Consider the following 14260-nt stretch of genomic DNA (forward strand, 5'->3'; position numbering starts at 1 on the left):
GGCGGACAGGACGACTCACAGGACGAGACCGAAACGGTACTCGTGGCGCGCGGGTTCACCGATATCGACGTGCCGGCCGGCTTGCGTAAGCGGGCATGCGCGCCGGAGTGCGCGACGATCAGGGACAGTCCGGCGGAACGCTGCAGCCAGCAAGCCGACGAGCGCGCCGGCCACGGCGGAACGCCGTACGCCCCCACGCACGGCGTCCAGGCGACGCACGGGGCGGAGCGCCGGCTCCGCCACCGAAGCGCCCGGCGCTGGATGGCAGTCACCTGCCGAAGCCTCGATCTTCGACCTGGTCGGCTACTGCGTGGTCGGCAACCTCTTCGAGGTCGTCCCGCAACTCACCGAGGAGATCAAGACCCGCCGGGGCTGACCCTGAATCGGCGCCGGGCAAGCTCGTCCAGATCGGCGTGCCCGCCTTCTTCCATCTTCCTCGAACCGTGGCCTACGCCGCGCTGAGCGAGCCGGTGCTGGGGGCCGTATTCTGCCGTGCCCAGAGGATGGTTCGTCGTGGGTCGTTGATCCAGATCGTGGAGGCTCGGAGAGACAGTCCGGCAACGTAGCCTTCGCACGTCTGGGGACATCACCGTGCCGTCCCAGTCACGGTGAACCGTGCCCATCCGGGCGGCAACCTGCGCGCCGACTGTCTGGCGGGCCGCCCTCGCGGCCGCGGCCTTGCGCCGGCAGGAGAGGTCCGTCAGCTCAGTCCCAGCGCACTCGATGTCTCCTCGCCCAGCAGCGCGGCCAGTTCGCCCGAGGTCGGCCCGGTCGCAGGGCCCCGCCGTGTCACCGCCAAAGCCGCTGCCGCGTTCGCTCCGCGCGCCGCGTCGCAGGCAGAAGCTCCCCGCCCCAGCAGCGCCAGGAACGCGCCCACATGCGCGTCCCCGGCCCCGTTGCTGTCGACCGCGTTCACCCGAAACCCGGGGACGTGCACGATGTCATGAGAACCCGGTGCCGACAGCCAGCAGCCGTCCTTGTCGGCCCGTACGACGATCCCGGCCCCGCTCCGCATACGCCCGCGCAGCACCCGTGCCGCTTCCCGCGGCTCCGCCACCCCCGTCATCAGCCGGGCCTCCCGCGCATTGCAGCTCAGCCAGTCGGCCCGGGCCAGTACCGGGTTCAGTACCCCGGCCGGGATGTCCGCCACCAGCGGCGCGGGGTCCAGACAGACCCGTACGTCCTCCGCGAGGTTTGCGACCATGCGGGACAGCAGAGGGCCGTTCACCTCCATCACCAGGCTGTAGCCGGAGACCTGCACCAGATCGCGGCCCCGCACGGACGCGGCGATCGTCACCGTCTCATCCGCCGTCATCCGTGCGTCGACGCCGAAACTCGTCACAAAGGTCCTCTCGCCTCCTCCGTCGACGAGCGCCACACAGAACCCAGTGTCACCGTCCGAGCGTGCCGGAAGGACCAGTCCGATCCCTTCCGCCATGAGTGAGGAACGCACCAGCTCTCCGTAGGGGCCGGTGCCGTGGAGCCCTGCGTAGACGGCCTCGGCGCCGAGCCGGCGCGCCGCGGTGAGTGTGTTGAAGCCACCGCCCGCGCACAGCTCGGTGCGGGTTCCGATGACATCGCCCCCGCGCTCGGGCAGGCCGGGCACCTCGATGACGAGGTCGACGATGACGTTCCCCGCCAGGACGACGCGGTAGTCGTCGTTCATCGGGTGGCCTCCTCGAACGTGGTGGGACCGGGGGCGGAGTCGGGGGCTGATTCGGCGCTCAGAGGTGGGCGCCGCCCGAGCAGCAGGTAGACCGCGCCGGCTGTGACGATCGCGATGAGCCATCCGAGGCCGTTCGTGCCGAGCCAGGAACCGGCCAACGGCCCCGCGAACCACACGTCGTCGGCGCCGGTCGCGGCCCTGGTGAAGGTAAGCCCGGCGGCGATCGCGGCCAGCCAGGCGAAGACGGCGGGCAGATTGAACCCGCCGGTGTACCAGTAGCGGCTGCCGCGCCCCGTGTCCATCAGGCCGGCGGGGTCGTACTGCCGGCCCCGGATCATGTCGACGGCGATGACACCGATCCAGGCGGAGATCGGTACGGCGAGCAGCGTCAGGAAGGTGCTGAACGGGCCGTAGAAGTCGTCTGCGACGAGCATGAAGTAGATGCCGCCGAGGAACATCAGGATCACGTCCAGAACGACCGCCCACGCACGCGGTACCCGGATACCGAGCGTGATCATCGTCAGCCCGGCCGAATAGGTGGAGAGGTGATTGGACATCAGCAGCCCACCGAACGCCGCAATCAGATACGGCACAGCCATCCAAGACGGCAACATCGCGTTGACCGCCGCGACCGGATCGGCGGAGGTGGCGAGTGCGGGATCACCGGCCGTGAGGAGCGAGCCCAGGGAGATCAGCAGGACGAGGGGAATGCCGGCACCGAACGCCGAGGCGCGCACGAGCCGTATGCCCGGGATCGCCTGCGGCAGGTAACGGGCGTAGTCAGCACCGGCGTTGGCCCATCCGATGCCGGTGCCCGCCGCGATGAATCCGATGCCTGCGATGACGCCGCTGGCAGGACCGGCCGGGTGGTCGAGCACCTTCGACCAGTCGACGGTCGCCACAAGGAAGCCCATCACCACGAGGTTGAGGATTCCGAAGACCACGGTCGCCCACTTGTTGATCCACATGATGGTGGCATGCCCGAGCCCGCTGATCATCAGCGTGCAGGTGATGAAGACCAGGAGGCACAGCAGGGTGAGGACCGTGCCGCGCTCGACGCCGAAGATTGTGTTGAGCAGGGCGAGCAGCGCGTACGCCGCTGTGGTGGTGGTGATCGTCTCCCAGCCGACCCGGCTCAGCCAGGTCACCAGGGTCGGCCCGTGGTTGCCACGCTGCCCGAACACCGCACGGGACAGCGTCAGGGCTGGGGCGCCGCCCTTCTTGCCCGCGATGCTCAACGCACCCACCAGCGCGAACGAGCCCACCGAACCGGCGACCGCGACGAGAACGGCCTGCCAGATGTTCAGGCCGCGGAAGGCGACGAGAGTCGCGCCGAGCGGCAGCCCGAGCAGTGAGATGTTGGCGGCGAACCACGTCCAGAACATCTGGCTCGCGTGACCGCGCCGCTCGCTGTCCGGGACCGGTTCGATCCCACGGGTCTCCACGGTGCCGACGCGGTCGTTCTTCGTTGAAGCGGCCATCGCGGGACCTCCTTGCCTGTGCTCGGTACAGAGGGAAAACAGAGGAAAAAACAGGGGAAACCAAAGAGGCGGGGAACTTCAGCGAGTGCGGTAGGTGAGCAACTGCCTGGTCAGAGGCTCCAGTTCGAGATCGTTGACCTCTCGCAGGGTGTGAACAGCGTCGACGGGCAGGGCACCGAGCCCTCCCATGGCTCCGGCGATCGCACCCGCGATGGCACCGATCGTGTCGCTGTCACCGCCGAGATTCGCGGCCAGCAGCGCGGAGCGCCACGGGTCACCGTTCGTGAGCGCCAGCACCGCGAACGCGGCCGGGATCGACTCCTGACTGGCCACGCTGGTGCCGATGAGCGAGTCGATCCGGTCGAGCGCCGTCGCTGTGTCCAGGTCTGCCACGAGGTCGCGTGCCCAGCCGATACGCGCCGAGATGCTGGCGCCCGCTGTCCAGTGCCCGCGCCTGGCACCGGCCGCCGACATCGCGACCGCGGCGTCGAAGACGTCGTCGATCGAGCCGCCGGCCATGCCGGTGGAGACGGCTGCGGCCACAGCAGACGCTCCCGCGATCCCGATGGTCGTGTCGTGCGTGACCTGGCAGGACTCGACGACCCGGTCCAGGAACCGTTCCGTGTCGTTGACGCCGAACGCGATACCGACCGGCGTCACCCGCATCGCGGCGCCGTTCGTCGTGCCGTGCTTGCCGGCCTCGGTGAGGGCGACGCCGCGTGTCACCGCGTCCAGGGCCGCTTTCGTCGACGGACCGAGCAGGTCGAACGACCCCTTGGCCTTCATCTCCTTCTCCCAGGACAGGAGTTCCTCCGCGAACCGCAGAGGATCGACGTGACCGCCGCCTTCGACCAGGAGCCGCGCCACGATCACCGCCTGTTCGGTGTCGTCCGTGATGGACCCGGCCGGCATTCCGGCGCTCACCGGGTTGTCGGGTCGCGCGGGCTCGAAGCCACTCAGCGTGCCGTAGACCCGTACGACATCGGCGCGGGACATGACCTGCGTCGGCATCCCGAGGGCGTCGCCCAGCGCAAGCCCGTAGAAGGCGCCGAGGGCGCGGTCGAGCACGGCGGGGTCGGGTGTGGAGGTCACAGGTGGGCTCCTCGGCCAGTCCGTACGTGCAGTTGGAACCTGGACGGATCGAGCAGGCTGGTGACCTGCTCGACGACGTCCCCGTCCGCGCCCCGGAACACCTGGGCGACGCGGAGGAAGGACTCTTCCGGCGAGCGGTGCAGGATCGTGGCCTCGTCCGTGGTGAGTCCGACGACGGAGATGTGCGCCTCGCCGGAGTCGGGAACACGCCCCGCGGCGGCGAGGGTGCGGCTCAGGGAGTCGTCGTCGAGTCCGCGCTCCGGCAGGTCGAGGAGGGCCGCGACGGCGGGTACGCGGCTGAACTCCAGCGAGACACCGTGTCCGCCGACCAGCCGGCGGACACGGTCGAGAGCGATGAACCGGGGTGACTGCAAGCTCAGCTCTCCGGCCAGAGCCTCATCCCGTATGCGCTCGAAGCGCAGGGTCTCGGTCGTCAGTTCGGTGCCCTGTGCGGCAAGTGCGCGGGTCCAGCCGAGCCGCTGGTCAAGGGGCGTGCCGTCGAAGGTGACGAGCGACCCGATACCGGCGTGCGTCTCGATGAGTCCCTGCTCGCCGAGGACGTTGAGAGCCTGCCGCACGGTCGTACGGCTCACTCCGAACCGCTCTCGGAGCGCGTGTTCGCCGGGCAGCTTGCTGCCGTCGGCATGTACCCCCGCTCGGATCTCCTCAGCCAGCACATGAGCGACACGATGATGCTTATAAACCTGTCCAGGCATGTCTGGAACCTAGACCTGACCCACCCGACCTGTCTACACCTGTCCAAAAACCGAGCCGGAACTCCCGCAACGGAAGTTGAGCCGGACCCTCGACCTCAAGCAGGTCAGCCGTTACCTCGTTGGCCCCGACCAGCACGCCGCAATCCTGGCCCGGGTCACCGACCGGATCGGCGAAGACGCATGGGTCGCGGTCGCGCACTCGCTGGGCTCGACCGTCGCCTACAAGGCGCCGTGTGCGCGTCCAGGGCATCAGGCGCTGGCGCCGATTCACGATCGGATCACCACTAGGCATGGGCAAACTGCCAGGTCGCAGCGCGCATCGCCCGGCGCCGCACGGATGCGTCCAGGAGGTCACCGTCGCGCCCGCCAGTCAGGAGGAGGTGACGCTTGCCGCGGGCGTCGAGGTACTTCCGCCGATCACCTAGAGCTGGCGGATATATTTTGCAGCTCGATATATGCTCGATGCATGACCAGACAGAATCCGCCCTTGACGGAACCGCAGTACTTCATCCTTGCCGCACTCATGGACGGTCCGTTGCACGGTTACGGCATCATCAAGGCTGCCGAGCAGGCCACCGACGGGCGGCTCCGGATCGCTGTCGGCACGCTCTACGGCGCGCTGGAGCGGATGGAGCGGGCCGGGCTGGTGGCCGCCAGCCATGAGGAGATCGTGGACGGACGGGCGCGGCGCTACTACCGGCTCACCGAGGACGGCACCGAGGCGCTCGGCCGGGAGGCGCTCAGGATGCAGCGGGCAGCGGCCGTCGTCATCGGACGCTCGCGGAACACCGGGACGGCCCCCGCATGAACCGTCTGCTGCTCGCGGCCTACCCCGAGCCCTACCGTTCCCGGCAGGGAAAGGAGATGCTGGCCTGCCTGTCCGAGGCGTATCCCGGCCGCTCCTGGCCCCCGCCGCGGGAAGTTGCCGCCCTGGCGCGCGCCGGGGTGCAGGCCCGCGCCGTCGCCGACGACACGGCCCGGCCGTGGTGGCTGGACGGCATCCATCTGACCGCTCTCGTCCTCGCCGCGCTGGCGCTGGTTCCGTACCTGCAGGATGTGTGGCACTGGGCCCTGCACATCGATCCCGGCCAGAATGCCATCGCGTTCCCCTTCTCCGGCTGGTACCCGTGGGCGCAAGGTCCTGCCGGCCGGACACGACTGCTGCCCTACGGGCTGCTTCCACTGGTCTGCCTGATCGCCCTGCTGCGCGGCAGGGCCTGGATCGCACTGCCGGCCGCAACGGTGATGATCTACGCCGGTGCCACGTTCAACAGCAACACGGTCTTCGGCGACGAGGGCAAGTCGGGCCTGAGCTACTACGGTCTCGGCGCCCCGATAACCGCCCATGACCTGGTGCTCTCGGGAACACTGTGTACCGCGTGCGCCGTGCTGGCGCTCTGCCGTCCCGGCCGCCTGCGACGCCGCTCCTACCGCTGGCTGGTCCCCGTCGTACTCGCCATGTTCGTTGCCGGGAGCCTGCACGTCATCTCCGTCAGTCCGGCTTTTCAGCGCGGCCTGTTCGTCCTCGAAGTCGCCGCGCTGATCGCCGCGTGGGTGGCGACGGCTGCCACCGGCGACCAACGGTGGCTAATCCCCGTCGCGGCGATCGCGATCGTCCGCACACAGGCGATCGTCGTCCAGCCGGACGCGTTCATGCAGTCCTTTCCAGACCTCGTCGTCCTCCTCCTGCTGATCGCTCCCCTCCCCGCCCTGGCGATCACCGCCCGGCGCCGACAGGTGCAGGCACCCGCCGAATAGGAGCGGCCCCCCGGTGGACCGGCAGAGCCCGGCGGCCCACCGCATGCCGCATCCCGCAGGACGTGCGTGACCGAACTCCCCCAACGGAAGAAACAGAGCGATGACCCAGCACGATTCCCCGATCATGCCCGCGCACCGTCCGAGGGCCTCAAGGCAGGCCCCCGAGACCCCCAGCCTGTCGCGTACGACACGGTCGTGGATGCCGGCTCTGCTGTACACCCTGGGATTCCTGACGGTCTACCTGCTCGCTGTCTGCACCCCGTGGGGGCAGCGAGCCGAGAACGCCCTGTTCGATCTCGGCAAAGGGGATCCCGAAGCTGCATGGATCTACCCCCTGTCAGGAGCGGCCTACGGCTCAACACCCCTGCCGCCGATGGAACTAAGCGCCAAGCCCACCCTGATGGCGGGCCTGGCCGTCATCGTGGTCCTCACCCTGGTACGGCGGTGCTGGCGGCAGGGGTACGCGGCGCTCGGGGTCGTCATCCTCACGACCGGAGGCAAGGAGGTCCTCAAGTCGACCATCCTGCCCCGCCCCGACCTGGTGGGCGCGCCCGAGAATCTCCTTGATCAGGGCTTCCCCAGCGGGCACACGACCATCCCCGCCGCGCTGACCCTCGCCGCCGTCCTCGTGGTCTCCCCCCGCGTCCGCCCCTACGCCGCCTCGGCCGGTGTGCTGTGGCTCGCCTGCATCGCCGCCTACAGCACGACCATGGGCGGCCACCGGCCCAGCGAAGTCCTGGGAGCCACGCTGTTGGCCTGTACCTGTTACGGCCTCGCGACCTGGCTACTGCCGCCCGCCGCCGTACCGGGCGCCGCGCAGACCCCCCGTGCGCTGCCCGTCATCACCCTGACGCTGGCACTGGCCGTCGCCCTCGTTTCCGGCGCACGGAACGACACCCTCACGAGGTCACTGGTCTCCGCGGCGACGGCCTTCATATGTGCGGCCCTGGTCTGGTACGCCGCAGTCGGGCGGCCCGCGCACACCGGATGCCGCACACGCCCCGACCTGGACTGACCAGATGGTCGGCTCCGGGCTGGAACCGGTGCATGCTGGCAAAGCGGCGGTTCGACGCCACCGGCCAGTCGTAGAAGCCGTGGACGCCCGAACGGGGATGCGCTACTGCCCGGCGTGTCTTCCCGTCGTCCGGTCAGCAGGCCGGTGCCGCCTGGCGCGGCACCCGGTGATCTGGCGGCGGCCCAGATGGTTCTGCTGTTCGTGCCGGGATGCCCCTGGCGAAGATCGCCGAAGTGTCGGTCACCCACGACGACCGGGTCCGCGGTGTGATCCCTCACTTCAACTTCGGCGACTTCGACTCGCTGTACCCGAGATACAAGGGCGGGCGGGTCAGGACGTTCACGCTGCCTGAGCGCCCCGAGATCAAGAAGATCGCGAAGTCCAAGGCGACTGAGCACGAACTCCTCCTTTCCACCTGGAGTCCGTCCAGGCTGGCGGACTTCCCGGTCGCAGGGCGGACTTCCTGGTCGCAGAGGGGGTCATCGACGACATCAGCCACGGGGCCCGCGCATCCTGCTCCGTACGCGAGGCGTCTCCTCTCACCGGCGGAAGTCCTGGAAGATCTCCCGCGACCCGGACTACGCGGCCAAGTAGGCCCGCGTCGAGCACCTCTGCGCGATCGCCGACAGGGCGGTTCCGCCCGAGGAGAGCGAGCCCGATGTCATCTTCTGCGTGGACGAGTTCGGCCCGCTCCACCTCCCGCCCCGCCCCGGGAAGCAGTTGGCCGAGCGCGGCTGCAAGCACAAGGATTCCGGCCGTGGGTCGCGCCGCGAACCGCGCCGTGGGCGGCGGGCGACCTCCAACGGCTGCGGCGGAGCACGGCACTTGTTCGCCACCCTGGACCTGGCCAAGGACAAGCTCCATGCCGACGACCGACACCTACGCGCCGCCGTCAACTGGGCTGACGTTGCCTGATACGGCACCAACTACTCATTGGGCGACTGCTCTTCGAACGTGGTACTTCCAATGTGCAAGGCATCGCACAACAGTTTCGGCCCCGATGGGGTTGGCGCTGTGCACGTAGACAATGCCGATCTGGAACGGCAGTCCATGAAAGGCGGCCTCCTCCAGGAGGGTCACCACCGGCATGATGCTGTCATCCCCGCCGAGATCATGGTCGAGCCAGAGCTCGTCGATGAAGATCTCCCGGTGTTCTTGGAGAAGTTGAACTCCTTCGCGGCTCGTGCGGGCGAGGCGTGTCGCTCTGGGCAACGCCCTGAGGTCGTCAATGGCGAGAATGATCGGTGCTGGTTCAGGAGAAGGCCGCTGCACCCGACCATCATCCCCTGAAGGCAGCGGTGTGCCAGCGGGCACACCAGCGTCTCTCTCAATGAGCAGACACTCAGCATCTCGTGTCGCTGACGCGCGTCCAACCGCCACCACCACGCCCGCTCGCAGCTGTGTCCGGCACCTGCGGCGCTGAGGCGAAACTGACGCGCAACCGCCAAGCCGGCGCCCTGGTTCCCGAGGCACGCCGCCTGCCCCGTCCCGCCGTCCCTTTCTAGCCGGTGCTGGCAGCCAGTACCTCAAAGCGGTGGTCAGTAGCATGGCGTTCGCTGGCTTCACCGACATCACAGCGGGTAACAGGTAGTTCGGTCTACGGGGAGGTCTGGAGGGCACAGAATGACGGGCAGTAAACAGGAGATCGCGCTGGTCACGCCGGTGACCGCAGAGGTTCAACAAGAAGCCCTTGCCTTCGTGGCGGACGGGCGGGAGGCCAAGGCCGTGAAGTGCCTGCGCAAGGCAACCGATCTCGGCCTGACTGAGGCGCAGACTGCACTTCAACTGCTTCGCTCCGGCAAGGCTCTGCCTGTCGGCTACCCCCAGGCTCTGGAAAACCTGGAGGCGCTGGACCCGGAGCTGATGCGCGAGTTGGGCTCTCTGCTCGCCGAGGGCGACAGCGTGAAAGCCGTCAAAGTGCTGCGCGAACGGATGGACCTCAGCTTGACCAGCGGCTACCGCCTGGTCAAGCATCTGGAGGACCGCGAAGCCGACTGATGCAATACAGCGCAACCGTAGTCGTGCGTCTCGAAGGGCCCGGTGATGCAGGCATCCCCGGGCCCCGGCTCGGGAACATGCTGGCGGGATTTAAGCCTCCGACCGACTTGGCCGGCGCCGTTGGGTAATCGGGCGCACGATGTCCTGGCTGAACGGCTGCCGCCGTCCGCACTGCCGCTTCGAGCGCAAGTCCGAGTACTTCCTTGCCTTCGTCGGGCTTGCCGCGTTCCTCGTCTGCTGTCGCCGACTCCATCGGTGAACAGCCATGGCCAGACAGTCTGCTGAAGGATGTGGCCATGGACGTATCGAATCAAGCATTGGACGTCGTCGGCGAGCTCTGGGACGAGCACCTGGCCGCGCCATTTCCCACGGCATTGCGCGCTGCGGAGCGAGCTGGCATCGACCTGGTGATGCTCGATGCGGACATCGCTGGGTGCGTGTCCACCTGGCGAAGCAGCGGCGGCTCCCTCGATGCAGACCGTCAACGGCTCCTACGAGGCTGCATCAACGATCTCGACCAAGTCGTGCCACTACTGGCCAAGTCGGAGGAGATCCACTGCTACCAACGACTCCGCCGTTTAATTGTCCTCACGACAGAGTCTGTCTCCCCTCTCCCGGTACGCCCGTCCTCTCCACACACGGATTGCCTCGCCGTGACCGTCACCGTGTAATGGACCATCCCGCCCTTTCGGCCATCGGAACCGCTCACGGCGCCGTTCCCGCCTGAATCCTCCGGTCACAGGCACTCCTGCGCCGCTTCACGGGGTGGCCACATCGATGGTACCGGCGATACCATCGGTACCATGTCTCAGCCCAAAGCGATGAACCTACGTTTTCCCGATCCGGCCCAGCGCGCCGCGATCGAGGCCGCAGCACGGCAGGAGGGCGTCAGCTTGCAGGAGTACATCCTGTCCGCTGCCTACGCCCGTGCCACCGCGGTAGAGATGCACTTCCTCGACGCCTTCGGCGAGTCGATGGCCCGCAGTGGCGACGCCTTCGCCGAAGCGGCCGGCGTGGCCGACGCCAACGGGGAGCGTCGCGCTGCGGAGCTCGCCGCGCGGCATGATCTTGAGGAGCAGCAGGAGCGGGGCCACGCCGCGTGACGCAGCACGAACCGCTTCACCCTCTTGATGTGGCTTTCCTGCTGCATGCTGCCGAGTTGCTTCCTGGTGATCCGCAGGTGGACGATTACGGCCCTCTGTACGCGGCGGTCGCTCGGGTCAATGCCCGGGCCATGGAGCGCGACGTCTATGGGTCGCTGTATCTCAAGGCGGCGGCGCTGTTGCAGACGCTGGCGCGGCTGCCGTGTCTGGAGCACTCCAACGAGGCGTTCGCGTGGCACTGCGCAGAGGCGTATCTGGTGCTGAACGGGTGCCGTCTAGAGTATCCGCCGAAGGAGGCGGTCTCCCTGGTACGGGACGCGGCTTCCGGTGCGATGGGGGTTGGCCTGGTCGGCCGTCAATTGCGCGCGTGGAACGTTTCCTGACCCGTTGGCGCCTTGGGCCTTCTCGCCGTTCACTGGTCGATCTTCACCGAGGCGGTGGTGAAGAGAAGGGCTGTGCCATCGGTGCTCGGCGTCGCAAGAAGGCTGCCGTCGGAGGTACTGCAGGGAGTTTGCAGTTTTGATGGCGCGGTGCTGGCATGCATGGGGGCCGGCCCTCGCGTCCGCGGGCATGCCCTGCAGCAGTTTGCCCTGGGGCGCGTCGGTTTGCGGCCAGCAGGGGTCAGGGAACCCGGGTGTCGGCGCGGCGTCAGGACCGGAGCTGATGGCCCGGGCCAGACGCCCATTTCTCACCATCGATAGCGCAAGCGGATGTCGCTCGTACGCGACATCGCTGTCTGTTCAGCACGACATCTGCCAGCGTGGTGTACCTCCTGAGGGACACAACGCGCCGCTGCGAGGGCCGGAAAAGTATCACCGCACCGGCCTTTCAGCCGGTCTCACGTCGGCGTTCGGCACCGCCCAGACCCTGTCCACCCCGTCGCGCGTTTCCTGCATGGCGGCGGGCCCGAAACGGCTGAGGCGGCCCACCTCACGACTCACCCTTCGTCGGGGCGAGGACCGCAGGTGAGTGCAGAACGAAAGACTCGTCGGCTCTGGGCCTGCAGACAATGACCTTTCAAGCCTGGTGACGCAAGGCGCGCCGCTGAGCTGCGGTGATACGACCATGGCAGGACGGCCTTCAAGCCGGGTGGGTGCGTCAGGCGGGGTGTTCTGCTGCGGTTGACCAGGCGCCCCGTTCCGAGAGGTGAAGCACGAGGGCCGCGATGTTCCAGGCGTCGTCCTCGCCTCGGTGGTGACGGCCTTCGAGCCGCCGCCCGGCGAGCTCCAGGGCCCGTGCCATGCCGGGACGCTTCCGCAGACCGTGTGCCGTGGTGAAGACCGCCTTGGCGTTGGTATGACGGTGTCCGAAGGGGTAGGGCGTCCCCGTGGCCTGACACTGCCGTGTGAACTGGTGGCGGTCGTAGTCGCCCCAACTGGCCCACGGCCTCACACCTGCGCGGTGCTCGGTCGCCAGGAGCCGGCAGGCTTCGGCGAAAGTGACTCCTTGCTCGACCTCGTGCTGAGTGAGGCCGGTCAGTTCCGTGCAGAACTCGCTGACCATGGACCGGGCGGGCCTCACCAGGATCCGGTGGCGGGCGAGGCGCTCGCCGGCGTGCAGGTCGACGACTGTCAGCCCGATCTCGATGATCTCGCTGACCTCACCCGGCGGCTGGGAGTCGGCCCAGCAGGTTGCTTCGACATCCACGACGTTGAGTAGGCCTTCTGCCCGAGAGCTGTCCATGCCGGGAAGCGTAGGGAGGCACAGCGGCGGGCACACCTCGTTTTCGCGGCTGCAGAACGGCCCCAGGGTCGTGGGGCATCCGGCAAAGGGCGCCGGGGCTACGCGCGGCGAGGACCGCGGCCGGAGGAAGAACGTGCACAGTTCCGGTCCGGCCAAGGCGGCGGGGATGCGTGGGATGCCCGTGGTCCAGACGACGGCCGGGTCGGCGCCGACGACGAGGCGCTGCAGCACCCTCGCGTAGCCGTCGGTGCCCCCTTGGCGGTAGCCAGCACAATGGCGGCCACGAGCGAGCCGTGCTCGGCGGCCAGCTCCAGCAGGTGCTCCTCCCCCGGGGCGACGGCAGTGTGCTGTCGCGGCGCCGTTGGCGGCTGCGGGCGGGCAGCGGTGCGCGGGTCGGAGGGGTGTCCTGCGGCGGCGCCTGCGCGGGCTTCCGTTGGGACTAGCGGGTGTCGCGTCGGCGGCGTGCGCGCTCGAACTCGGTTACGTCCGATATCCAGGGACCGTGTTGTTCGAGTGCGGCGTAGCCGCCGTGGACGAAGGCGCTCACCAAGTTGCGGTACTCGCTGATCCCGTCGACCAGGCCGTACTCGACCCCGTACTGCGGATCCGATCCGCCCTCGCCCGCGCGCAGCGTCGTGATCCGGGCGATGGAGTCCGCGTAGAAGTGGAGCTGGATCCCTTCGCCCAGCTCCTCGTCCTCGATGGTGAACACTTCGTTGTCCGCGGCAGAGCGGTCCGCGACGAACTCCCAGAACTCCGCGGCGGCGCTGCGGGGACTGTCGCGTAGCCACTTCTTCTCGATGCCCTTGTCGTCGGTGAACGACAGGGCCGTCTTGCTCGCATTTCCGCCGGAGTCGGCGCGGTGGCCAGCGGTCTCCTCCTCCATGGGGGTGTTTCTGGAGCGGTCCGCGGCCTCCGAGCACATCAGGAAGCTCACAGTACGCACCGCGTCATCGACGAGATCGGGGTGTGCATGGCGCACGGCCACTTCGACCGTCGTCTGCATCCGTTCCCAGTCGCGTTTGTCCGTGGCACGCTTTCCCCTTCGCGGATCGCGGCTGATCCGCATCCCGGCGCACGCCTGCTCCGCGGTGGCAATCACCCGCATGACCTCGGGCAGCAGCGCGTGGTCGACGGCATCGGGCTTTCGTTTCGGAACCGTCGAGCCGTGTAGATACTGGCCCGTGTACCTCAGAATCGCGGCGTCGAGCGAGCCGAGCACCGTTCCGCGCTCGGCCCGACGGCGGTTCGCGTGGTACTCCTGAGCTCGTTTGCCGTTCGACGTCTCTGTCGCCGTGCGCATCGCCGCGTATACCTGGCCGCGCTCCAGCAGACCGATGTCGGCCCCGTGGGCGATGAGCCGGCTCCTGTCCCATCGGATGTGCTGGAAGAGCGCGTCGACGTCCGCTGGCGCGGCGAGGAGGATCGGGTCCAGGAGCGCGGTAGCAGCGTTCTCGTCGAGCCGGCCCCGGGTTCCGGCGGCGTCGCACAGCGGGAGAACCGCACTCCACAGCAGCAGGTGTCTGGCCAGGTCCTCCTGGATCACCGCAAGGTGGGCTTCGCCGATCGAGAACGTGAACGTGCGAGGCTCATGGTTGGCGTCGGCCCCGGCACCCAGCGACAGCTTCAGCCCGCCGTCCTCGCGGATCACGCTCGGGATCCAGCCGCTCATGCGCGTGAAAACGATGTCGCTCATGGACCCAGTCTTTCCTGGAACGGTGTACCGGCCGGCATCAGGGGGCACCGCC

15 protein-coding genes and 2 pseudogenes are annotated in these 14260 nt (G+C 68.3%); 10 read left to right on the plus strand and 7 right to left on the minus strand.

Annotation, left to right across the window (positions count from 1 at the left end; translation table 11 throughout):
• Positions 1-271 precede the first annotated feature (271 nt).
• Positions 272-376: pseudogene (locus ACZ60E_RS08220) on the plus strand (electron transfer flavoprotein subunit alpha/FixB family protein); the annotation flags it as partial.
• A 324-nt stretch (positions 377-700) separates the two neighbouring features.
• Here the strand turns inward: ACZ60E_RS08220 and ACZ60E_RS08225 are convergent.
• From ACZ60E_RS08225 to ACZ60E_RS08240, 4 genes are all read right to left on the minus strand, one after another.
• Entirely contained in the window at positions 701-1666 is a 966-nt protein-coding gene (locus tag ACZ60E_RS08225; RefSeq protein WP_469439018.1) for a PfkB family carbohydrate kinase, read from the minus strand.
• Entirely contained in the window at positions 1663-3147 is a 1485-nt protein-coding gene (locus ACZ60E_RS08230; RefSeq protein WP_469439019.1) for a purine-cytosine permease family protein, read from the minus strand. The genes ACZ60E_RS08225 and ACZ60E_RS08230 overlap by 4 nt, the downstream gene beginning before the upstream one ends.
• Positions 3148-3225: 78 nt before the next feature.
• A complete protein-coding gene (locus ACZ60E_RS08235; protein WP_469439020.1) occupies positions 3226-4239 on the minus strand; it encodes an ADP-ribosylglycohydrolase family protein in 1014 nt (337 codons plus the stop codon).
• Positions 4236-4955, minus strand: a complete 720-nt coding sequence (locus ACZ60E_RS08240) for a GntR family transcriptional regulator (RefSeq protein WP_469439021.1) — start codon at positions 4953-4955, stop codon at positions 4236-4238. The genes ACZ60E_RS08235 and ACZ60E_RS08240 overlap by 4 nt, the downstream gene beginning before the upstream one ends.
• Positions 4956-5421: 466 nt before the next feature.
• On the opposite strand from ACZ60E_RS08240, the gene ACZ60E_RS08245 reads away from it, so the two are divergent.
• From ACZ60E_RS08245 to ACZ60E_RS08260, 4 genes are all read left to right on the plus strand, one after another.
• A complete protein-coding gene (locus ACZ60E_RS08245; RefSeq protein WP_384808747.1) occupies positions 5422-5763 on the plus strand; it encodes a PadR family transcriptional regulator in 342 nt (113 codons plus the stop codon).
• Positions 5760-6713: a hypothetical protein gene (locus ACZ60E_RS08250; protein WP_469439022.1), complete on the plus strand. Its 954-nt coding sequence runs from the start codon at positions 5760-5762 to the stop codon at positions 6711-6713. Before ACZ60E_RS08245 ends, ACZ60E_RS08250 begins: the two co-directional genes overlap by 4 nt.
• A gap of 100 nt (positions 6714-6813) precedes the next feature.
• Positions 6814-7728, plus strand: coding sequence for a phosphatase PAP2 family protein (locus ACZ60E_RS08255; protein WP_469439023.1), 915 nt, complete (start codon positions 6814-6816; stop codon positions 7726-7728).
• Between the two features lie 672 nt (positions 7729-8400).
• Positions 8401-8643, plus strand: coding sequence for a hypothetical protein (locus ACZ60E_RS08260; RefSeq protein ID WP_469439024.1), 243 nt, complete (start codon positions 8401-8403; stop codon positions 8641-8643).
• Between the two features lie 15 nt (positions 8644-8658).
• Here the strand turns inward: ACZ60E_RS08260 and ACZ60E_RS08265 are convergent, their stop codons facing one another.
• Positions 8659-9000 (minus strand): cyclic-phosphate processing receiver domain-containing protein, encoded by a 342-nt coding sequence (locus ACZ60E_RS08265; protein ID WP_469439025.1) that lies wholly within the window; start codon positions 8998-9000, stop codon positions 8659-8661.
• 351 nt (positions 9001-9351) lie between these two features.
• Between ACZ60E_RS08265 and ACZ60E_RS08270 the strand changes: the two genes are divergently transcribed.
• From ACZ60E_RS08270 to ACZ60E_RS08290, 5 genes and pseudogenes are all read left to right on the plus strand, one after another.
• Complete coding sequence (locus tag ACZ60E_RS08270) at positions 9352-9726, plus strand: hypothetical protein (protein ID WP_469439026.1); 375 nt, start codon at positions 9352-9354, stop codon at positions 9724-9726.
• A 94-nt stretch (positions 9727-9820) separates the two neighbouring features.
• Positions 9821-9985: pseudogene (locus tag ACZ60E_RS08275) on the plus strand (IS5/IS1182 family transposase); the annotation flags it as partial.
• A 37-nt stretch (positions 9986-10022) separates the two neighbouring features.
• A complete protein-coding gene (locus ACZ60E_RS08280; RefSeq protein ID WP_469439027.1) occupies positions 10023-10397 on the plus strand; it encodes a hypothetical protein in 375 nt (124 codons plus the stop codon).
• Between the two features lie 132 nt (positions 10398-10529).
• The gene (locus tag ACZ60E_RS08285) at positions 10530-10829 is read left to right on the plus strand and encodes a type II toxin -antitoxin system TacA 1-like antitoxin (protein ID WP_469439028.1); all 300 of its coding nucleotides are present in this window, start codon (positions 10530-10532) and stop codon (positions 10827-10829) included.
• Complete coding sequence (locus ACZ60E_RS08290) at positions 10826-11212, plus strand: fic family toxin-antitoxin system, toxin component (protein WP_469439029.1); 387 nt, start codon at positions 10826-10828, stop codon at positions 11210-11212. The genes ACZ60E_RS08285 and ACZ60E_RS08290 overlap by 4 nt, the downstream gene beginning before the upstream one ends.
• A gap of 715 nt (positions 11213-11927) precedes the next feature.
• On the opposite strand, the gene ACZ60E_RS08295 is transcribed toward ACZ60E_RS08290, so the two are convergent.
• Positions 11928-12512, minus strand: a complete 585-nt coding sequence (locus ACZ60E_RS08295; protein ID WP_469439030.1) for a 3'-5' exonuclease — start codon at positions 12510-12512, stop codon at positions 11928-11930.
• A 439-nt stretch (positions 12513-12951) separates the two neighbouring features.
• Positions 12952-14208 carry a DUF6357 family protein gene (locus tag ACZ60E_RS08300; RefSeq protein ID WP_469439031.1) on the minus strand — a complete coding sequence of 419 codons (1257 nt, stop codon included), beginning with the start codon at positions 14206-14208 and terminating at the stop codon, positions 12952-12954.
• Positions 14209-14260 lie beyond the last annotated feature (52 nt).

Source organism: Streptomyces sp. NPDC102514, assembly GCF_055584525.1.

Coding starts and splice junctions, on each gene's coding strand:
- ACZ60E_RS08225 (WP_469439018.1), bottom strand. CDS start 1,666: ATGAACGACGACTACCGCGTCGTCCTGGCGGGGAACGTCATCGTCGAC.
- ACZ60E_RS08230 (WP_469439019.1), bottom strand. CDS start 3,147: ATGGCCGCTTCAACGAAGAACGACCGCGTCGGCACCGTGGAGACCCGT.
- ACZ60E_RS08240 (WP_469439021.1), bottom strand. CDS start 4,955: ATGCCTGGACAGGTTTATAAGCATCATCGTGTCGCTCATGTGCTGGCT.
- ACZ60E_RS08245 (WP_384808747.1), top strand. CDS start 5,422: ATGACCAGACAGAATCCGCCCTTGACGGAACCGCAGTACTTCATCCTT.
- ACZ60E_RS08250 (WP_469439022.1), top strand. CDS start 5,760: ATGAACCGTCTGCTGCTCGCGGCCTACCCCGAGCCCTACCGTTCCCGG.
- ACZ60E_RS08255 (WP_469439023.1), top strand. CDS start 6,814: ATGACCCAGCACGATTCCCCGATCATGCCCGCGCACCGTCCGAGGGCC.
- ACZ60E_RS08270 (WP_469439026.1), top strand. CDS start 9,352: ATGACGGGCAGTAAACAGGAGATCGCGCTGGTCACGCCGGTGACCGCA.
- ACZ60E_RS08280 (WP_469439027.1), top strand. CDS start 10,023: ATGGACGTATCGAATCAAGCATTGGACGTCGTCGGCGAGCTCTGGGAC.
- ACZ60E_RS08285 (WP_469439028.1), top strand. CDS start 10,530: ATGTCTCAGCCCAAAGCGATGAACCTACGTTTTCCCGATCCGGCCCAG.
- ACZ60E_RS08295 (WP_469439030.1), bottom strand. CDS start 12,512: ATGGACAGCTCTCGGGCAGAAGGCCTACTCAACGTCGTGGATGTCGAA.
- ACZ60E_RS08300 (WP_469439031.1), bottom strand. CDS start 14,208: ATGAGCGACATCGTTTTCACGCGCATGAGCGGCTGGATCCCGAGCGTG.